At 59.1% G+C, this 18,459-nt stretch carries 19 protein-coding genes; 11 read left to right on the top strand and 8 right to left on the bottom strand.

The features are described 5' to 3' along the window. Positions 1-89: 89 nt before the first annotated feature. Positions 90-530, bottom strand: coding sequence for a peptidoglycan-binding protein LysM (gene lysM, locus AC3WTM_RS10370; RefSeq protein WP_102670699.1), 441 nt, complete (start codon positions 528-530; stop codon positions 90-92). 128 nt (positions 531-658) lie between these two features. Between lysM and AC3WTM_RS10365 the strand changes: the two genes are divergently transcribed. The 4 genes from AC3WTM_RS10365 (at position 659) to AC3WTM_RS10350 (ending at position 5,683) form a co-directional block, all read left to right on the top strand. Then, positions 659-1,546, top strand: a complete 888-nt coding sequence (locus tag AC3WTM_RS10365; protein ID WP_102670698.1) for a LysR family transcriptional regulator — start codon at positions 659-661, stop codon at positions 1,544-1,546. A gap of 92 nt (positions 1,547-1,638) precedes the next feature. Beyond that, positions 1,639-2,478, top strand: coding sequence for a formate dehydrogenase accessory sulfurtransferase FdhD (fdhD, locus tag AC3WTM_RS10360; RefSeq protein WP_102670697.1), 840 nt, complete (start codon positions 1,639-1,641; stop codon positions 2,476-2,478). Further along, entirely contained in the window at positions 2,475-4,823 is a 2,349-nt protein-coding gene (locus AC3WTM_RS10355) for an FdhF/YdeP family oxidoreductase (RefSeq protein ID WP_102670696.1), read from the top strand. The genes fdhD and AC3WTM_RS10355 overlap by 4 nt, the downstream gene beginning before the upstream one ends. A gap of 368 nt (positions 4,824-5,191) precedes the next feature. Further along, positions 5,192-5,683: a glycine zipper domain-containing protein gene (locus tag AC3WTM_RS10350; protein ID WP_057712453.1), complete on the top strand. Its 492-nt coding sequence runs from the start codon at positions 5,192-5,194 to the stop codon at positions 5,681-5,683. Positions 5,684-5,749: 66 nt separating this feature from the next. Here the strand turns inward: AC3WTM_RS10350 and AC3WTM_RS10345 are convergent, their stop codons facing one another. The 4 genes from AC3WTM_RS10345 to AC3WTM_RS10330 all read right to left on the bottom strand — a co-directional run bounded on the left by AC3WTM_RS10345 (position 5,750) and on the right by AC3WTM_RS10330 (position 9,546). Beyond that, the gene (locus AC3WTM_RS10345; RefSeq protein ID WP_102670695.1) at positions 5,750-6,172 is read right to left on the bottom strand and encodes an acyl-CoA thioesterase; all 423 of its coding nucleotides are present in this window, start codon (positions 6,170-6,172) and stop codon (positions 5,750-5,752) included. An 89-nt stretch (positions 6,173-6,261) separates the two neighbouring features. After that, positions 6,262-7,488: a 3-hydroxyacyl-CoA dehydrogenase gene (locus AC3WTM_RS10340; protein ID WP_102670694.1), complete on the bottom strand. Its 1,227-nt coding sequence runs from the start codon at positions 7,486-7,488 to the stop codon at positions 6,262-6,264. Then, on the bottom strand, positions 7,485-7,628 hold the full coding sequence (locus AC3WTM_RS10335) for a hypothetical protein (protein WP_158247448.1): 144 nt from the start codon (positions 7,626-7,628) through the stop codon (positions 7,485-7,487). The genes AC3WTM_RS10340 and AC3WTM_RS10335 overlap by 4 nt, the downstream gene beginning before the upstream one ends. Next, positions 7,621-9,546 (bottom strand): RecQ family ATP-dependent DNA helicase, encoded by a 1,926-nt coding sequence (locus AC3WTM_RS10330; RefSeq protein ID WP_102670693.1) that lies wholly within the window; start codon positions 9,544-9,546, stop codon positions 7,621-7,623. The genes AC3WTM_RS10335 and AC3WTM_RS10330 overlap by 8 nt, the downstream gene beginning before the upstream one ends. A gap of 449 nt (positions 9,547-9,995) precedes the next feature. On the opposite strand from AC3WTM_RS10330, the gene AC3WTM_RS10325 reads away from it, so the two are divergent. The 5 genes from AC3WTM_RS10325 to AC3WTM_RS10305 all read left to right on the top strand — a co-directional run bounded on the left by AC3WTM_RS10325 (position 9,996) and on the right by AC3WTM_RS10305 (position 13,312). After that, entirely contained in the window at positions 9,996-10,286 is a 291-nt protein-coding gene (locus tag AC3WTM_RS10325; protein WP_102670692.1) for a hypothetical protein, read from the top strand. Positions 10,287-10,692: 406 nt separating this feature from the next. Beyond that, positions 10,693-11,043: a hypothetical protein gene (locus AC3WTM_RS10320; RefSeq protein WP_102670691.1), complete on the top strand. Its 351-nt coding sequence runs from the start codon at positions 10,693-10,695 to the stop codon at positions 11,041-11,043. Between the two features lie 153 nt (positions 11,044-11,196). Then, positions 11,197-11,688 carry a helix-turn-helix domain-containing protein gene (locus AC3WTM_RS10315; protein ID WP_102670690.1) on the top strand — a complete coding sequence of 164 codons (492 nt, stop codon included), beginning with the start codon at positions 11,197-11,199 and terminating at the stop codon, positions 11,686-11,688. Beyond that, on the top strand, positions 11,685-12,962 hold the full coding sequence (locus AC3WTM_RS10310) for a type II toxin-antitoxin system HipA family toxin (RefSeq protein WP_102670689.1): 1,278 nt from the start codon (positions 11,685-11,687) through the stop codon (positions 12,960-12,962). The genes AC3WTM_RS10315 and AC3WTM_RS10310 overlap by 4 nt, the downstream gene beginning before the upstream one ends. Beyond that, the gene (locus tag AC3WTM_RS10305; RefSeq protein ID WP_102670688.1) at positions 12,959-13,312 is read left to right on the top strand and encodes a DUF1493 family protein; all 354 of its coding nucleotides are present in this window, start codon (positions 12,959-12,961) and stop codon (positions 13,310-13,312) included. Before AC3WTM_RS10310 ends, AC3WTM_RS10305 begins: the two co-directional genes overlap by 4 nt. Before the next feature lie 96 nt (positions 13,313-13,408). On the opposite strand, the gene AC3WTM_RS10300 is transcribed toward AC3WTM_RS10305, so the two are convergent. The 3 genes from AC3WTM_RS10300 to AC3WTM_RS10290 all read right to left on the bottom strand — a co-directional run bounded on the left by AC3WTM_RS10300 (position 13,409) and on the right by AC3WTM_RS10290 (position 16,803). Then, positions 13,409-14,950: a phosphoenolpyruvate carboxykinase gene (locus tag AC3WTM_RS10300; RefSeq protein WP_102670687.1), complete on the bottom strand. Its 1,542-nt coding sequence runs from the start codon at positions 14,948-14,950 to the stop codon at positions 13,409-13,411. 180 nt (positions 14,951-15,130) lie between these two features. Further along, the gene (hslO, locus tag AC3WTM_RS10295) at positions 15,131-16,033 is read right to left on the bottom strand and encodes an Hsp33 family molecular chaperone HslO (protein WP_102670686.1); all 903 of its coding nucleotides are present in this window, start codon (positions 16,031-16,033) and stop codon (positions 15,131-15,133) included. Between the two features lie 362 nt (positions 16,034-16,395). Then, complete coding sequence (locus tag AC3WTM_RS10290) at positions 16,396-16,803, bottom strand: RNA-binding S4 domain-containing protein (protein WP_057712465.1); 408 nt, start codon at positions 16,801-16,803, stop codon at positions 16,396-16,398. A gap of 216 nt (positions 16,804-17,019) precedes the next feature. On the opposite strand from AC3WTM_RS10290, the gene rimB reads away from it, so the two are divergent. Both rimB and rimK read left to right on the top strand, forming a co-directional pair. After that, on the top strand, positions 17,020-17,499 hold the full coding sequence (gene rimB / locus AC3WTM_RS10285) for a retropepsin-like aspartic endopeptidase RimB (protein ID WP_007983163.1): 480 nt from the start codon (positions 17,020-17,022) through the stop codon (positions 17,497-17,499). Continuing rightward, a complete protein-coding gene (gene rimK, locus AC3WTM_RS10280) occupies positions 17,496-18,401 on the top strand; it encodes a 30S ribosomal protein S6--L-glutamate ligase (RefSeq protein WP_007972871.1) in 906 nt (301 codons plus the stop codon). The genes rimB and rimK overlap by 4 nt, the downstream gene beginning before the upstream one ends. The last annotated feature ends 58 nt before the right edge of the window (positions 18,402-18,459 follow it).

Genomic DNA, 18,459 nt, shown 5'->3' with positions numbered 1-18,459 from the left:
AGGATCTGCGTCGTTCGCAACCTTCGTGATCGACTCAGATCCTGTGGGAGCGTGGCTTGCCCGCGATGGCCATCTCGCGGTTTGACGACTTACTCAGGAATCCGCAATGACTGCCCCGGATAGATCTTGTTCACATCCTTGAGCATCGGCTTGTTGGCCTCAAAGATCTTGTTGTACAGGTTGGCATTGCCATACACACGCAAGGAAATCGCACTTAGGGTATCGCCCTTCTCGACCACCACAAACTTCGCGGCCACGGCCACCGGCCCGGTCACAGTAATCTGATCATCCACACTGCCAACCCCGGCGATGTTGCCCACCGCCAGCAGGATCTTTTCCTTCTCTTCCTGACTCGCCACTTCACCGGTCACCGTGACCTTGTCGCCATCGACCGTCGCCTGCACATTCGGGTTGCCCAGGCCGACCTTGCTGATGTGCTCCTTCAACTGCACACTGGCATTGGCGTTACCTGGCGTCAGCAAATTCAGCAATTTTTCGCCTGCTTCCTTCACAAAGCTCAAAAGACTCATGGTGCACTCTCCTTGGGTTTCGGGTTCCAGACATCAGAGCCTAGACCACGGTCGTCACCTACGAATCCAACCCGACCAATGACCCCGCTTGCGATAGAATCCGCACCTTCCCAACCCCTGGAGCGCAGATGGACATCAAGCAGCTGAAATTCCTCATCGCGCTCGACGAAACCCGCCATTTCGGCCAGGCCGCCGCACGCTGCCACATCACCCAGCCGACCCTGTCCATGCGCCTGCGCAGCCTCGAAGAAGAACTCGACCTGCCGCTGGTCAATCGCGGCCAACGCTTCGAAGGCTTCACTGCACCGGGCGAACGGGTGCTGGCCTGGGCGCGCACCGTACTGGCTGCCTATGACGGCTTGTACGCCGAGGCGGCCGCCTGTCGCGGCAATCTGGTTGGCACCTTGCGCCTGGGCGTAGTGCCGTTGTCGAGCTTCGATCCGCTGCCACTGATGCAACGCTTGCATGCCGAACACCCGAACCTGCGCTTCGAACTCTCGGCCCTGAGTTCCGAACAGATCCTCGAGCAACTGGCGAACAATCGCCTGGATCTCGGCGTGTCATACCTGGAACGCCTGGATGCCGAACACTTCGACTCTCTGTCCTTCAGCGAAACCCGCATGGGTCTGCTCTACGACCAACGCTTCTTCACCTTTGGCGAAGCACCATTGAGCTGGGAATCGTTGATCGAACTGCCGCTTGGCATGCTCACCAGTGGCATGCACTTTCGCCAGTCCATCGACCATAACTTCCACAGTCGTGGCCTGACCCCGCAGCCGTTGTTGCAGACCGATGCCGTGCACCAACTGTTACAAGCCGTGCACGGTGGCTTGTGCTGCGCCGTGATGCCATTGGAGGGCGGCCTCGAAGGTCTGACCGAGCATTTGCGCCTGCAGCCGATTGAAAACGCCCAGACCCTTGGCCGCCTGGGGCTGATCATGCGTCGCAGCGCGCCGCGCTCGGCGCTGGCAGAAGCCTGTTTTGCCCTCTATCAGCAATCGCTGATTGGCGGTTGATCGACGGCATCTATCGGTAGATCAGTATTAGCGATTAGACGCGACAAGGTGTCACGCCTAGTCTTAAAGCTGATCAAACCGTCGGTGATGCCATGAACACCAAGCGCCCTGCATGCGCGGCGCCTGCCTTCGAAACGCCCGCGCCCGCCGCAAGCCAGACGTACAGCTATAGCAATCTCGATTACTCCGAATCAGCCAGCACCGCGCTGGCCGAGGAAGTCGCGCTGGCGATTGCCTTCAACGGCATCAGCCAGGCGGTCATGCTGGTCACGCCCACGGACCTGGAAGATTTCATCGTCGGCTTCAGCCTGGGCAGCGGCATCATCCAGGACGCCACGGACATCTACGACCTGCAACTCAGCGGCTCGGGGTCGGCGCAATACGCGCAAGTGACCATCGCCAACCGCGCGTTCTGGAACCTCAAGCAGCAGCGCCGACAACTGGCAGGCACCAGCGGTTGCGGGTTGTGCGGCGTAGAAGCGGTTGAGCAGGCATTGCCGGACCTTCAGGTATTGCCTGGCGCCCCGTTGCCGCCGGTCGAATGGCTTGATGGCCTGCGCGAACGCATCGGCGCCTTCCAGCCCTTGGGCCAGCATTGCGGCGCCGTGCATGCGGCAGTGTTCATGAACGACAAGGGTGAGTTGTTGCTGGGCCGCGAAGACATCGGCCGGCACAACGCCCTCGACAAACTGATCGGCGGATTGATCCGCCAGAAGATCCCTACCACTGGTGGCCTGGCGATTGTCACCAGCCGCTGCAGCCTCGAATTGATCCAGAAAGTATTGCGCGCAGGCATCCAGACCCTGGTCAGCCTGTCGTCGCCCACGGGCCTTGCCGTGCAATGGGCCCGTCGCCACAACCTCAATCTCATCCATCTGCCACAGAAGAATGCGCCGCGGGTCTACAGCCCAACGTTGGAGAATCAAGCGTGAGTCAACACCGTCAAGCCGACCAGAAACCCGTCCCTCGCTTCAAGCCTTACAAAGGCCCGGCCGGTGGCTGGGGGGCACTGATCAGCGTGGCCCAGGCCTGGTTGACCAGCGACAACGCGCTGAAAAACCTGCGCATCATGCTCAAGACCAACCAGAACGGTGGCTTCGACTGCCCGGGTTGCGCCTGGGGCGATTCTCCGGAAAAAGGCATGGTGATGTTCTGCGAGAACGGCGCCAAGGCGGTGAACTGGGAAGCGACCAAACGCCGTGTCGATGCCAAATTCTTCGCCAAACACAGCGTCACGTCTCTGCTGGAACAAAGTGACTATTGGCTCGAATACCAGGGCCGCCTGACCGAGCCGATGAGCTACGACGCCGAGACTGATCGCTACAAGCCGATCAGTTGGGACGACGCATTCGCCCTGATCGCCAGGCATCTGAACGGCCTGTCGAGCCCCGATCAGGCCGAGTTCTACACCTCGGGCCGGGCCAGTAACGAAGCGGCGTACCTCTATCAGCTGTTCGTGCGCGCCTACGGCACCAACAACTTCCCCGACTGCTCGAACATGTGCCACGAGGCCAGCGGTGTCGCGTTGTCGCAAAGCGTCGGGGTCGGCAAAGGCACCGTGACATTCGACGACTTCGAACACGCCGATGCAATTTTCGTCTGGGGTCAGAACCCCGGCACCAACCACCCACGGATGCTCGAACCACTGCGCGAAGCGGTCAAGCGCGGCGCGCAAGTGGTGTGCATCAACCCGCTCAAGGAGCGTGGCCTGGAGCGTTTTCAGCACCCGCAGCACGCGATCGAAATGCTCACCAACGGCGACAAGCCGACCAACACCGCGTTCTTCCGCCCGGCCCTGGGCGGCGACATGGCGATCATGCGCGGCATGGCGAAATTCCTCCTGCTGTGGGAGCGCGACGCGCAGAAAACCGGCGACCCGGCGGTGTTCGACCACGACTTCCTCAACGAGCACAGCGTCAACGTGCTGGATTACCTGGCCGTCATCGACGACACCCCGTGGGAGCAGATCGTCGAGCAGTCCGGCCTGAGCCTGGTAGAAATCGAGCAAGCGGCGCGCATGTACGTCAAGGGCAAGAACGTCATCATGTGCTGGGCCATGGGCATCACCCAGCATCGTCATTCGGTGGCGACCATCCAGGAAATCGCCAACCTGATGCTGCTGCGCGGCAACATCGGCCGGCCGGGTGCCGGCCTGTGCCCTGTGCGTGGCCACAGCAACGTGCAGGGTGACCGGACCATGGGCATCAACGAACGCCCTCCTGTCGCGTTCCTCGATGCCCTGGAGCGGCGCTTCCAGTTCAAGGTGCCACGCGACAACGGCCACAACGTGGTCGAAGCGATTCATGCGATGGCTGAAGGCCGGGCTAAAGTCTTCATCGGCCTCGGCGGCAACTTTGCCCAGGCCACGCCAGACAGCCCGCGCACATTCCAGGCCCTGCAAAACTGCGACCTGACCGTGCAGATCAGCACCAAGCTCAACCGCAGCCATTTGACCCACGGCAAGGACGCGCTGATCCTGCCGTGCCTGGGCCGCACCGACATCGATATCCAGACCCAAGGTCCGCAAGCGATCACCGTCGAAGACTCGTTCAGCATGGTCCACGCCTCCAATGGCCAGTTGCAGCCGCTGTCGAACCAGATGCGCTCGGAACCGGCGATCCTGGCCGGCATCGCTGCCGCGACCCTGGGCAGCCACCCGGTGGACTGGAACTGGCTGGTGGCCGACTACAGCCGCATCCGCGACCTGATCGCCGAAACCATTCCCGGTTTCAAGGACTTCAACGAAAAGATCAAGAACCCGGGCGGCTTCTACCTGGGTAACAGTGCCGGCGCCCGCAAGTGGAGCACCACTTCGGGCCGGGCCAATTTCCGCTCGAACGCGCTGCCCAAAGACCTGGTGCACGAACGCACCCGCGCCACCGGTGTGCTGCCGGACCTGATCATGCAATCGATGCGTTCCCACGATCAGTACAACACCACTATCTATGGTCTCAACGACCGTTATCGCGGCGTGAAGGGTCAGCGGGATGTGCTGTTCGTCAACGAAGCCGACCTCATTCGCCTGGGCTTCAAGCCGGGGCAAAAGGCGGACATCGTTTCGCTCTGGGACGATGGCGTTGAACGTCGGGTAAAAGGTTTCACGTTGCTGGCGTTTGATATCCCGGCCGGGCAAGCGGCGGCCTACTATCCGGAAGTGAACCCGTTGGTGCCGCTGGAAAGCACTGGCGATGACAGCCATACGCCGACGTCGAAATTCGTGGCGATCCGGTTGGAAGCGGCGAGTGAGACCGGGTTGATCATGGCCAGGTCGGCGTAATACGTTGTCTGAACTGGCCCCATCGCGAGCAAGCTCGCTCCCACAGTTTTTTTCTGTTGTTCACATAATCTGCGTTCGACTGAAATCCCTGTGGGAGCGAGCTTGCTCCGGGCGGCGTTCCGACGATGAAGCCAGACCAATCACCAAAAACTCCGGATCCAGCACTTTCCAATCGCCCACAAAAAAGGCCGTTTCCTCATGAAAACGGCCTTTGTGAAGTAGTAAAAGACCGGCAAAAAAACGTTAAGTTCCGTCCAAAAAACAGTAACTTGCAATATTGTATACAGGTCGTGTTATTCGTCGGATTTCGATTGTCACGTCCATTCCAGAGCCTCAGGATCGCGCCGTCATCCCCTTGAGGTTCCTCCATGAAGTTCTCCTCGATTCTCTTGTTGTCCCTTGGCCTGGTCAGCGGTATCGCGTCTGCTGGCGGCACCACCGAAGCCGGTGTAGGCGGCGCATTGGGCGGGGTTCTAGGCTCGGTCGTCGGTCAGTCGTTAGGCGGCAGTACAGGTTCCACCATCGGCGCGGCCCTGGGTGGCGCGGGTGGTAGCGCCGTCGGCGCAAACAAACACAGCCGTGGCGAAGCCGCCCTTGGCGGTGCGTTGGGCGCAGCAGGCGGTAACGTGGTCGGCCGCAGCATGGGCGGCACCACCGGTAGCCTGATCGGCGCCGCAGCAGGCGGCGGTGCCGGTGGCGCGCTGGGTAACTACATGGGCAAAGAGTACGATCATGATGACGACGACGATCGTCGTTCGTATCGCGGCCATGGTGATCGTCGTTACTACCGTGACGGCCATCCGGGCCGTGGTCATGCCTATGGCCACCGCAAGAAGCACCACAAGTACTACCGCGACTAAGGCCTCGAGCGCCTCGCTGGTGAGTACATCAAGAATCGCAGCCCAAGGGCTGCGATTTTTTTTGCCCTATTCAACCACCAGATGCTCCAGCGCCCCACGCAACCCTGAAGGAATCGCCACGGGTTGATTCGACGCGCGATCGACAAACACATGCACGAAGCGCCCCGCCGCACAGGCTTCATCTTCCCCTTGCTTGAACACCGCCAGTTCGTATTGCACCGAGCTGTTGCCCAGCTTGCCCACCCGCAGACCGATCTCGATGCGGTCCGGGAAAGCAATGGAAGCAAAGTAATCACAGGAGGAGCTCACCACGAACCCCACCACGTCACCATCATGGATATCCAGGCCGCCGACTTCGATCAGATAAGTGTTCACCGCCGTATCGAAGAAGCTGTAGTAGGTAACGTTATTGACGTGCCCGTAAGCATCGTTGTCGTGCCAGCGGGTGGTGATGGGCTGAAAGTGGGGGTAGTCGGTGCGTTGGGGCATCAGCGTTGATTCCTGAGTGGGTTCGCCAGTCTAAGGCGAAAACCACGTTATCGTTCTTCGCGAGCAAGCCTTTGCAGGCTCCTCATCAATCACTTGTCAGCAAAGCCCTTACCAGCCACCGCCAGTTCCCCAATCACCCGCGCCGGATTCCAGTGATCACCCTGACGCGTCTCAAGGTCGATCAAGCGCCGGTGAATGTCCGCCAACCCTTGCTGATCCGCCCAGACCATCGGCCCGCCCTTGTCCGCCGGGAAACCGTATCCGTTGAGGTAGACCAGATCGATATCGTGAGCCGACCCGGCGATGCCTTCCTGAAGGATCTTCGCGCCTTCGTTGACCAGTGCCAGCAAGCAGCGCTCGAGAATCTCCTCCGGGCCAATCTCGCGGCGCTGGAACCCCAGCTCCTCACTGACTTGAAGCACCAGTGCGTCGACCTGCGGATCGTGTTCGGCCTGACGACTGCCCGGTTCATAGTGGTAAAAGCCGTTGCCACTCTTCTGGCCGAAACGCCCTTGTTCACACAAACGGTTATCCACCTGGACCTCCGGAGCATCCTGTCCAATCCCGGATAACTGGCGCGAGCGCCATTGCAGGTCGACGCCCACCACGTCGAACATGCGGAACGGCCCCATGGCAAAACCGAAGGCTTGCAGCGCTGCGTCCACCTGGTAGGGATAAGCGCCTTCGAGCAGCATTTTTCGCGCTTCGAGCACATAGGTATTGAGCATGCGGTTGCCGATGAAACCATCGCAATTGCCCGACACCACACTGACCTTGCCCATGCGTTGGCCGAGCGCCAGTGCCGCGTCGAGCACCGCCGGTGCAGTCTGCGCGCCACGGACGATTTCCAGCAGTTTCATGATATGCGCCGGGCTGAAGAAGTGCAGGCCCAGCACTTGCTGCGGCCGACGTGTGACCGCGGCGATGGCATCGATGTCCAGCGCCGAAGTATTGCTGGCCAGAATCGCCTCAGGTTTGAGCAGGCCATCGAGCTCGCGGAAAATTTTCTGCTTGAGCTCAAGGTTTTCGTACACCGCTTCGATGACCAGGTCGACATCGCGGATAGCCACATAACCATCCGCCACCGTAACCCGCGCGATACGGGCATCGGCTTCGCCCTGATCAATGCGGCACTGACGTACGCTGTGGGCATAGGTGTCCGCCACGGTGGCCAGCGCTTGCTCCAGCATTTGCGGATTGTTGTCGACCCACTGCACGGCCACTCCGGCGTTGGCCAGGCACATGACAATGCCACGGCCCATGGTGCCCGCGCCGATGACGGCGGCGCGCTGAATATTCGACGGTGTCTGGCTCATGTTTTTGTTCTCTTGTTGACGATCCGAAGACAGCCACCACCATAGTCAGCCACCGGCATTTTTTGAAATTTATTCCTGTGATGAGCAACATTCAGCGGATGGATGTAGCCCTGCCAGGCACTGAAATCCCAGTCAGACACGGCTCAGCCACTCCCGCACCTCGGCATACGGATAATCCTCCAGCGCCGCAAACCCCGAAATCGTCCGGGCCTTGAGTTTGGTGAACAGCGGTACACTGATCCCACACAAAAACCGTGTCACCCGCTCAGCCGAAGGCACGCCGCCCGTGTGTTGCTCATGCCGGCGGATAAATTCGCCGCACAACGACTCGAAGTCTCTATCCACAAGCGCCGGCAACTCCGGTGGTGCGGGCAACAGTGCCACCTGCCCATGACACACCGAACAATGTCCGCATTGCTGCGGGGCATTGTGGTCACCGAAATACTCGGCCAAGCGATAACCCAGGCAACGGTCGGTGGCGAACAGGTCCAGCATCGCGTGAATCCGCGCGATCTCGGTGCGCTCATGCCGAGTGAAATAGCCGTGCAGTTCCTCGCTCAACGCAACGTTGTCGAACCCGCTTTGCAGCACGCTGTAGACCTCGGTCATCTGCTTGCTTTCGAGCTCCACCCAACCTTTCTCCTGGAAGTAATCCAGCGCCTTGACTACCCGACTGCGCTCGGCCTGATGCTGCTCGTACAGCGCCTCGAAATTCACCGTGGCCCAGGTCCTGGCGCGGCTGGAGGTCTGGATGATCGCAGCGACAAAATCCCTGCGCTCGCCTTCGAAACGCGCCAATAGCACCTCGGGCTCCTCCACATACTTGAAACGGTACTCGGCGTAGTACGCGTAGCGCGGGGCGATCAACCCGCGCAATTCAAGTTGCACCAGCAAGGTCTTGAGCGGCAACTGGCGAATATTGCTCTGGTCTGCCAACGGCCCCAGCAGAAACTCCCACTGCCCGTCGGTTGCGGCGGCATGCATCTCGTCAAGCACGCAACGGATGCCATCCAGCTCGGGTGTGTCGCCGTAGACGAAGTTCTCCAGCACGTTGAGGCTGTCGCGGTTGGCCAACACCAGGCAGTCCGACGGCTGCCCGTCACGCCCGGCGCGGCCGATTTCCTGGCTGTAGTTTTCGATGGATTTGGGCAGGTCGAAATGCACCACGTTGCGGATGTCGCTTTTGTCGATGCCCATGCCGAAAGCGATGGTGGCGACGATGCAATTGGACTGCCCGCCCATGAAGCGACGCTGGATCGCTTCCCGTTGCTCATGGGGCAACCCGGCATGATAAGCCTCGGCCTGAATGCCGTTGCGGTTCAGGTGTTCGGCGATATGCTCGGCGGTTTTCTGCAAAGTGACATAGACGATGCTCGGCTGGTCCGGACGCTGGCTCATCCACTCGACAAGGCGTCGGCGCTTGTCTTCTCCGCGAACCGGCTCCACCAGCAAATTGAGGTTCGGGCGATAGAAACCGGTGGTCACCACATCGTCGACGGCGATGGCGAATTTCGCCTGCATGTCGGCGATGACCTTGGGAGTCGCCGTTGCGGTCAACAGCAACACCTGCGGGATGTTGAACTGGCGTTGATAGTCGGGAAGCTTGAGGTAGTCCGGGCGAAAGTTATGCCCCCACTCGGAAATGCAGTGCGCCTCGTCTACCACCAGCAGCGAGATCGGTACTTGCTGCAAAAAATGCCGGAAGCGCTCGTTCTTCAGACGCTCCACGGAGATCATCAAAATCTTCAGTTCGCCGGATTTTGCCCGGGCCATGACGTCGCTGGCGTCATCGCGGCTCTGGGCCGAATCGATGCTGCCCGCCGAGATGCCGTGGCGTTGCAGGAACGCCAGTTGATCCTGCATCAACGCCAGCAAGGGTGAGACCACCAGCGTCAGGTGCGGCAGCAACAACGCCGGTAATTGGTAGCAAAGGGATTTGCCGGAACCGGTGGGGAAAATCGCTGCCGCCGAGCGCCCGGCCAGCACGGCACTGACGGCCGCCTCCTGACCGGGTCGAAATTGTGGATAACCGAAAACCTGTTCCAGGGTGTTGTGCATAAGCTGTCACTCCGTTGACTGCTGCGGAGTCAAAAGCCTGGCCGGCGATCGCAGCGAGTCGAGAAAAGGTCGGGGGCAAAAACGATACCGGATGATACAGCGGATGGCTGGAAAGGCTTGAGGAATCGGGGAGCTGACGGCTCGCGAAGAGGCCAACAGACCCACCGCAAAACTCGAAACACCTGACATTGTCCGAGGCCCCCTCTACCGAGATTGAGTGCGAAGCGACTGAAAACGCTGTAAGCATTTTTACCCCCGGCCATTTCACGTTGAAAACCCACCACCAACGTGTAGTCCCCTTCCTCTAATTATGACAAAACCCTTACAAAGCCTGTCGATCTCAGCCGTCTTGTCCCGCAACGCCATACCCTCCTATAGTTTCCAGCGCGGCTGAAAACAGTGTCTCGGCCTGCCGGGAACACTTGCCGATTTCGCACAGGACCCACTCAATGAAAAACCCCGACTCACTGACAGCCCGCTACCAGCCGCTCAAGACCCGCTACAGCGAAACCCCGGTGCTGGTCATCGATACCGAGGCCGACCCCTTCGAGATCCTCGACGCTGCCCGACAACGCATCCGCGCCGCCAGCGACCTCCTCGAAACCCTTTATTGCACCTGCTTCAACCAGGCCCAAGCGAGCGACATCCCCAAGATCGTCAGCGCCCTGTACCTGCTGACCCAGGACGGCAACGACATGCTCGACATCGCCCGGCAGCGCTTGCCGAAATTCACCGACTGAAACCCCGCCATGTCCCCCTGTAGGAGCTGGCTTGCCAGCGATGAACGATAACGCGGTGCACTGTGGATAACTCCGTCAGCAACGACCTATGAAAGCTTCGGCTAGGTCCTACAAAAGAAAACACCTTGTCGGCTATCGATGACCAGTCACTCAACCCTATAGTCCGAGCTGTCGCTGCCAAATCAGCGACCGGGTTTGGTCACCCGAATAGGGAACTCATTTCGCTTCCAATGTATGCTGCGACACCTCAAGTGTCTGCACGCTATATGGTGGCTGTGTTCAGGACGTCTTCGGGCGTACCGGCAATGTGAGTTCTCACCGGTTTGACCAACCCGAACACAGTCCGCCTCCCATCGCTTGGTCACGATAATGGCGGTTTTTTCTAAAGCACTTGAGAATTCTCACAATGAACAAATGGAATCCGTTCACCAACGAACGCTATCTACCACTCCACACCAACCTCACCGACTCCCCACCCCTGATCATCGATACAGAAGCCAACCCGCAAGATATCCTCGAAGCGGCCCTGCAGCACATACGGGCCTCCAGCGAACTCCTCAAAACCCTGCACTGCCAATGCTTCAAACACGGCGCCTTCGAAGACATCCCGCACATCACCCACGCCCTCTACCTGCTGACCCAGGACGGCTGCGACCTGCTCAAAGTCGCCCAGCAACGCATGCTCAACTGGAAAGCCCCAGCCTCACGCCAATCATCAGAGCGCCAAAGTGGAATTATTCTGGCTGTTTCAATATAAAACAGCTGGAATAATGGCAGTTATAAGGCAATCCTTAAGGAAATCAGCGTCAAGAGAATGGTGTCTTTTTCAATACCCCAATCGCAGCTCACCCTTTCCTTTAAGTGCTATTATTCTGGCAGTTATAGCGCCTTAATGAAGGAATATTGGCACATGGCCAAGAAGACAGCTCCACTCTTGCCCGCCACTTCCAGACTACTTTCCGAGTTCGGCGAGCGGCTGAAACTCGCTCGCCTGCGCCGCAAACTCACCGCCAAACAAGTCGCCGAGAGGGCGGGCATGTCACTGACAACCTTGCGCTCCCTGGAATCAGGTGGCTCAGGGGTGACCATCGGCGCCTACCTGTCTGTCATGCAGGTTCTGGGGCTGGAAAAAGACTTGAGCAAACTCGCGGCAGCTGATGAAGTGGGCCGTCAACTGCAGGACGCACAACTGAAATCCAGGACCACCTCCACCGCAGGCTCAAGCCAGCGAGCACGCAGAATGAGTGCAGTGAAAACAAATGATCCAATACCTGAAAAAGGCACTGGAGTGATTGAAAGCGCCACCACAGCAGATCTATCCGCAGACTTCCCCTTCAATACCCACTCACTTTCCAATCTGTTGACCAAGAAAAAAACCAAGTCCACGACAGGTGAGAAATGACGCAGATTGCGGTGTATGCCGATTGGGAATCCTTGAATGGGCCCAGACGTCTCGGATTCCTGCATGCCCGAAAGGCCCGCTCCACAGAAGTCTTCGAGTTTGAGTACGACACGGCTGCGCTGGCTGATCCTGAGTTGAACTTCACACCCCTGGACCCTCGAATCGGGCTCTATGAAGGGCGTCAGTTCCCGGGGCAACATCAAAGCCGATTTGGTGTGTTCGCTGACTCAAGCCCGGATCGATGGGGTCAATTGTTGATGAAGCGGCGACTGGAGCGCGATATTCGCGACGGTCTGGCTGCCAAAGGCAGCAAGCTTTACGAGTCGGATTTCCTGTTAGGCGTACATGATCTCTATCGGGTTGGCGCGATCCGCTACAAGCTCAATGACCAAGGCAACTTTCTCGATGATCGCAATGGCGTGGCCGCTCCACCGTTCATTGAGCTGCGGGCTTTGGAGCAAGCAAGCCGAGCTCTGGAAAACGACCCGGACAACACCTCACTCGACGGCCGCGAGTGGCTGAGAATGCTGATCGCACCCGGAGGCTCACTGGGTGGTGCCCGCCCCAAGGCCAGCGTTGCCGACGAGCACGGCCACTTGTGGATTGCCAAGTTCCCCAGCACCCGCGACGACTATGACATTGGCGCCTGGGAACTCGTGGTGAATGCCTTGGCCAATCATTGTGGCCTGCGAGTCGCGACCGGTATCGCCCGACGCTACGCCAGCGATCATCACTGCTTCATGGTCAAGCGCTTCGATCGCACCGCACGGGGTGGCCGACTGCACTTTGCCTCGGCCATGACCATGACTGATCGCGTGGACGGTGACGATGCCTCCGTCGGTGCGAGCTACCTTGAATTAGCCGAAGTGCTCATGGAACACGGCTCGCAAACCAACGCTGACCTTCGAGAGTTGTGGTCTCGGATTGTGTTCAACATCCTGGTCTCCAACAGCGACGATCACCTGCGTAACCACGGTTTTATCCTTGATCCGGGTCGGGGGTGGCGATTGTCTGCCGCCTATGACATGAACCCGGTGGCCCACGCCGACGGCTTGAAGCTCAACATCACCGATACCGATAACGCATTGGATCTGGAGCTGGCCCAAGAAGTGGCGGAGTATTTTCGGGTCGGTCGTGCGGATGCAGAAAACATCATCGACAGCTTCAAAGAAGTTGTCAGCCAATGGCCAACACTAGCGGGGGCTTTGGGGTTATCGAAACGTGAGAAGGATAATATGGCGCCTGCATTTCGATTAGCGAAGCCTACGCAATGAACCTCGCCCCCAACCTCCCCGACGACCACTTGATGCAGCAACTCATGCAACTATTGCGTGAAGAACTCGGCTTCCCCGAACGCAAAACCATCAGCCTCGGCACCTCGATCAATTTCGACCTGGGCTGCAACGGTGCAGACGCCCGGCATTTGATCGAAACCCTGGAGGACTACTTCGCCATCGACTTCGTGGATTTCGACAGTTATCGCTATTTCCAGCCCGACGGCTTTGACGTGAATCTAAAGCGAAAAGCCAAGGGTCGCGGCGAGAAGGTACCGTTGACCATCGGCATGCTCTACCGGGCCATCAAGGCCCAACGCTGGGACACGGATGAGCTCGAAGGCCTGTAACGGCCCGACGCATTCTGACTTGCCCGCGGAAAACTGAATTTTGCGCACAAAAAAGCCGCCCCGAGGGGCGGCTTCTTCGTTAGCTCAATCCAGCGCTTACAGCTTTGGACCAGCAGCCTTGATCGCGTCGCTCACTTCGAACTTCTTGAAGTTCTCGATGAACAGGCTGGCCAATGCTTTGGCGGCTTCGTCGTAGGCGGCTACGTCGGCCCAAGTGTTGCGTGGGTTCAGCAGGCCAGTCTCAACGCCCGGTACGGCCACTGGCACGTCGAGGTTGATGGTGTCCAGGTGCTCAGTCTCGGTACCGATCAGCGCGCCGCTCTGGATCGCTGCGATCACGGCACGAGTGGTCGGGATGTTGAAGCGTTTGCCGACGCCGTAGCCACCACCGGTCCAGCCGGTGTTGACCAGGTAGACCTTGGAGCCGAAGCCGCGGATGCGCTTGATCAGCAGCTCAGCATATTCGCCGGCTGGACGCGGGAAGAACGGCGCGCCGAAGCAGGTGGAGAAGGTCGACTTGATGCCGCTGCCCGAACCCATTTCGGTCGAACCGACCAGGGCGGTGTAACCGGACAGGAAGTGGTAAGCCGCTTGCTCTTCGTTGAGGATCGACACTGGCGGCAGTACGCCGGTCAGGTCGCAGGTCAGGAAGATCACAGCGTTAGGCTCGCCACCGAGGTTCTTCTCGGAACGCTTGGCAACGTGCTCCAGCGGGTAGGCGGCGCGGCTGTTCTGGGTCAGGCTGACATCGGCGTAGTCAGCGTGCTTGGCGTCGTCGATAACGACGTTTTCCAATACCGCACCGTGCTTGATGGCTTTCCAGATAACCGGCTCGTTCTTCTCAGACAGGTCGATGCACTTGGCATAGCAACCACCTTCGATGTTGAACACAACGCCTTCGCCCCAGCCGTGCTCGTCGTCACCGATCAGGTAACGGCTTTCGTCGGCCGACAGGGTGGTTTTACCGGTGCCGGACAGGCCGAAGAACAGGGTCACGTCGCCTTCTTCGCCGATGTTGGCGGCGCAGTGCATTGGCAGTACGTCGGCAGCCGGCAGCAGGAAGTTCTGCACCGAGAACATGGCTTTCTTCATTTCACCGGCGTAACGCATGCCGGCGATCAGCACTTTCTTCTGTGCGAAGTTGATGATCACGCAGCCGTCGGAGTTGGTGCCGTCACGCTCTGGCACGCACTCGAAGTTGGCAACGTTGAGGACCTGCCACTCGTCACGACCCGCCGGGTTGTACTGAGCCGGGTTGATGAACAGGCAACGGCCGAACAGGTTCTGCCAGGCAGTCTGGGTGGTCATCTTCACGGCCAGGTAGTGCTCGGAAGCCGCACCTACATGCACGTGGGAAACGAAATGCTCTTGCGCGTTGTTGAATGCCTCAACGCGAGCCCACAGGGCGTCGAACTTGTCGGCCGGGAACTTGCGGTTGATCGGGCCCCAGGCGATGGCAGCCTGGGTGCTTGGTTCTTCAACGATGAAACGGTCGACTGGCGAACGGCCGGTACGGTGACCGGTACGAACAACCAGTGCGCCGGTATCGGCAAGCTCGCCTTCACCGCGATTGAGGGCTTCTTTAACCAGATCATCAACACTCAGATCGGTGTACACGGCATTGTTGGCTTGCGTCATGAGGTTCCCCGTCGGCCAGTGGCCGAGTGCTCCAAACGTTTTTGTAGTAGAAAGTCGTGCACTACTACCGCGAAAAAAGTGGGCCGGATTATGCCAGAAAAGCCCAAAAAAAGTAGGCCCCTCCTGTCGTAACGGCGTTAATCCGGCGCAAGGCAGTGAATTTACCTACGCTGAACCGTTTTAGTGACGGGTATCTGACGGTGTCTCGATACCCGCGCCTGCGAACAATTGAGTGACATCGGCCGCGTCAAACAGGTAGCGCTGGTTGCAGAACTGGCAATCGATTTCGATGTTGCCACCGTGTTCGTCGACCAATTGCCGGGCATCTTCCATACCCAGACTGACCAGTGCATTGGCTGAACGTTCGCGCGAGCAACTGCAACGGAAGCGCAGCTTCTGCACATCGAACAGACGCACCTGCTCGTCGTGGTACAGGCGATGCAGCACGGTTTCGTTGTCCAGGCTCAACAGCTCATCGGCGGTCAGCGTACCGCCCAGGGTGGTGATGTGCTGCCAGCTGGCGGCGCGTTCGTCTTCGTCTTTCAAACGGTCGGCTGGCAGTTGTTGCAGCAACAGGCCACGGGCACGACGACCATCGGCGTACAGCCAGAAACGCGTGCCGACTTGCTGGGACATGACGAAATAGTTGGTGAAGCATTCGGACAGGGTGGCGCCGTCGAGGTCCACTATGCCCTGGTAGCGCTGGCCCTGTTTTGGGTCGATGGTCAATGCCAGGACGCCTTCAGGCATCAAGTCAGCCAGGGTGGCATCGGCAGCGATACGATCCGCGTCGTAACGGGCCAGGCCACGGATGTCGCGCTCGCTGGAGCACTCGATCATCAGCAGCGGGATCGGGCCTTCGGAGCGGGCTTGCAGAATCAGCAAGCCATCGAACTTCATCGTGCCGACCAGCAACGATGCGGCCGCCATCAGCTCGCCGAGCAGTTGCGCGACCGGCTGCGGGTAGGCGTGTTTGGCCAGGACTTCGGCGTAGCTGAGCTCCAACGAGACCAGCTCGCCACGGGTGTCGCTGTCATCGAAGATGAAGCGTTGGGTGAAGTCGTTATCCGCGTGATCGGTCATAGGTCTGGGTATCTGAAGTAGTGAAAATGGTTACAGGAAACAAGAAATTGACCTTGCGCCACCCATCGGGTGCGCAACGTTCAGCCATGAAAGGCATTTTATGAACAATCCGGGCCTGATCCAAGCAGGTGGAACAAGCGCTGATGGGTTCCGAGGCGTTTCCCGCCCTGCACTGCTGGCAATGTGGTTATGGCCTACAGATCAGAGACTGTGTGTGATATTCGACGAGCGGCGATATCGTCCATGCGATGCACTGCTGGCGAAGCACAGATATGGATGCGCACCGGGTCAATTGCAAGTCTGAGCCTGAAGGCGAGGTGAGGCCTGGCGAGTGCGCGGCGCTCGCCCGAGCAATATTTGTATTAGTCGTCGTTACTGCTGCCACGAAACTTGAACAAATCCCTCCGCTGCTTCTTGCTCGGCTTACCGTCGGTGCTCACGCCCAGGGCTCCGGCCTTTCTTTGCGCCGCGGCCTCTTCGCGCTTGGCGATGCTGGTCAGGGTCTCGGCATACAAGGTCTGCGCCTGCGGCGCGCCGCGGCGGACGATCGATAACGCCTGGACCACCACTGTTCGCTCCTCGAAACCGGTACGAATCACAAACTCATCGCCGATCCGTGGCTCTTTACCCGGCTTGCAGCGCTCGCCCCGGCAATGCACCTTGCCGCTTTCAATCGCCGCCTTGGCCAGAGCGCGGGTTTTGTAGAATCGTGCAGCCCACAACCATTTATCGAGGCGGACTTTGTCGTCCTCTTCGTTTTTTTGTGCCATGGAATTTCCTCATTCTGAAATATTGGTGAACTGTACTACCGTTTCTGACGTACCAAGAATTTCACTGTCTCGGATTACAATGCTGACATTCCATAACCTCCTTGCGTGGCTGGAAATCCGGGCCGTAGATATCTGTCGCCTTTTAATCATTATTCTGCGTGAATACCGCGAATCCGGCCGCGTGCGGCCCGAGCGGTTTCTACCGGTTGAGCACTATTGAAGACATTTGACCATTTGACCGTTGTCGGTCTGCGCGAGTGGGTGGCGCTCCCGGATTTGGGAGTCGCCGGCCTTCGGGCAAAAATCGACACCGGTGCCAGCACCTCAAGCCTCCACGCCACCGAAATCGAGCCTTTCGAGCGCGATGGTGAGCAGTGGGTGCGCTTTACCGCCCACCTGGGTTCCGTCGTACAACTGCGCCACCGACGCTGCGAAGCACCGCTGGTGACGATGAAAACCATTAAAAGTTCAAACGGTCACGCGCAGGTGAGATACGTGATCAGCACTACCCTGGCCCTTGGTGATCGGGTCTGGCGGGTCGAGTTCACGCTCGCCTGCCGCAAGTCCATGCGTTATCGCCTGTTGCTCGGCTCCAAAGCCCTGATTCACGGCCAGTTGGTGGTCAATCCGGGCATCAAGTACGTACAAGACAAGCCGGTGTTCCCGGTATCTACCTCCTCCACAGGTGTTGCATGAAGATCGCTGTGCTGTCGCGGAATCCGCGTCTGTATTCCACCCGTCGTCTGGTCGAAGCCGGTACCGAGCGTGGCCATGAAATGGTGGTGGTCGACACTTTGCGCGCCTACATGAACATTGCCAGCCACAAGCCACAGATCCACTACCGCGGTAAACCGCTGGAGGGTTTCGATGCGGTGATTCCACGGATTGGTGCATCCGTGACCTTTTATGGCTGCGCAGTGCTGCGCCAGTTCGAAATGATGGGGGTATTTCCGCTCAACGAGTCGGTGGCCATTGCCCGTTCGCGGGACAAGCTGCGTTCGCTGCAATTGTTGTCCCGTCGCGGGATCGGCTTGCCGGTGACCGGGTTTGCCCACTCCCCCGATGACATTCCCGACCTGATCGAAATGGTCAACGGTGCGCCGTTGGTGATCAAGGTGCTGGAAGGCACCCAAGGCATCGGCGTGGTGCTGTGCGAAACCGCCACGGCCGCAGAATCGGTGATCGAGGCGTTCATGGGCCTCAAGCAGAACATCATGGTTCAGGAGTACATCAAGGAAGCCGGTGGCGCGGACATTCGCTGCTTCGTCGTCGGTGACAAGGTGATTGCAGCAATGAAGCGCCAGGCCAAACCCGGCGAATTTCGCTCCAACCTGCATCGCGGTGGCAGCGCGAGCCTGATCAAGATCACCCCGGAGGAGCGCATGACGGCGTTACGCGCTGCGAAGGTCATGGGGCTGGCAGTGGCAGGCGTCGACATCCTGCGCTCCAATCACGGGCCGTTGGTGATGGAAGTTAACTCGTCGCCGGGTCTGGAGGGAATTGAGACCACCACCGGGAAGAATGTGGCGGGGATCATCATTGAGCATCTGGAGAAGAATGGCGGGCCGAATATGACTCGGACCAAAGGGAAGGGTTAAACCTCAAGCCTTGTGGCGGCAGGGATGCCGCCATCGCGAGCAAGCTCGCTCCCACAGG

The sequence above is a fragment of the Pseudomonas sp. EU05-FHT14B02 genome (assembly GCF_058791055.1).
Note: the sequence above shows the minus strand (reverse complement) of the source record. Positions and strands in the feature narration are given on the sequence as shown.

Coding starts and splice junctions, on each gene's coding strand:
- lysM (WP_102670699.1), bottom strand. CDS start 530: ATGAGTCTTTTGAGCTTTGTGAAGGAAGCAGGCGAAAAATTGCTGAAT.
- AC3WTM_RS10365 (WP_102670698.1), top strand. CDS start 659: ATGGACATCAAGCAGCTGAAATTCCTCATCGCGCTCGACGAAACCCGC.
- fdhD (WP_102670697.1), top strand. CDS start 1,639: ATGAACACCAAGCGCCCTGCATGCGCGGCGCCTGCCTTCGAAACGCCC.
- AC3WTM_RS10350 (WP_057712453.1), top strand. CDS start 5,192: ATGAAGTTCTCCTCGATTCTCTTGTTGTCCCTTGGCCTGGTCAGCGGT.
- AC3WTM_RS10345 (WP_102670695.1), bottom strand. CDS start 6,172: ATGCCCCAACGCACCGACTACCCCCACTTTCAGCCCATCACCACCCGC.
- AC3WTM_RS10340 (WP_102670694.1), bottom strand. CDS start 7,488: ATGAGCCAGACACCGTCGAATATTCAGCGCGCCGCCGTCATCGGCGCG.
- AC3WTM_RS10330 (WP_102670693.1), bottom strand. CDS start 9,546: ATGCACAACACCCTGGAACAGGTTTTCGGTTATCCACAATTTCGACCC.
- AC3WTM_RS10325 (WP_102670692.1), top strand. CDS start 9,996: ATGAAAAACCCCGACTCACTGACAGCCCGCTACCAGCCGCTCAAGACC.
- AC3WTM_RS10320 (WP_102670691.1), top strand. CDS start 10,693: ATGAACAAATGGAATCCGTTCACCAACGAACGCTATCTACCACTCCAC.
- AC3WTM_RS10315 (WP_102670690.1), top strand. CDS start 11,197: ATGGCCAAGAAGACAGCTCCACTCTTGCCCGCCACTTCCAGACTACTT.
- AC3WTM_RS10310 (WP_102670689.1), top strand. CDS start 11,685: ATGACGCAGATTGCGGTGTATGCCGATTGGGAATCCTTGAATGGGCCC.
- AC3WTM_RS10305 (WP_102670688.1), top strand. CDS start 12,959: ATGAACCTCGCCCCCAACCTCCCCGACGACCACTTGATGCAGCAACTC.
- AC3WTM_RS10300 (WP_102670687.1), bottom strand. CDS start 14,950: ATGACGCAAGCCAACAATGCCGTGTACACCGATCTGAGTGTTGATGAT.
- hslO (WP_102670686.1), bottom strand. CDS start 16,033: ATGACCGATCACGCGGATAACGACTTCACCCAACGCTTCATCTTCGAT.
- AC3WTM_RS10290 (WP_057712465.1), bottom strand. CDS start 16,803: ATGGCACAAAAAAACGAAGAGGACGACAAAGTCCGCCTCGATAAATGG.
- rimK (WP_007972871.1), top strand. CDS start 17,496: ATGAAGATCGCTGTGCTGTCGCGGAATCCGCGTCTGTATTCCACCCGT.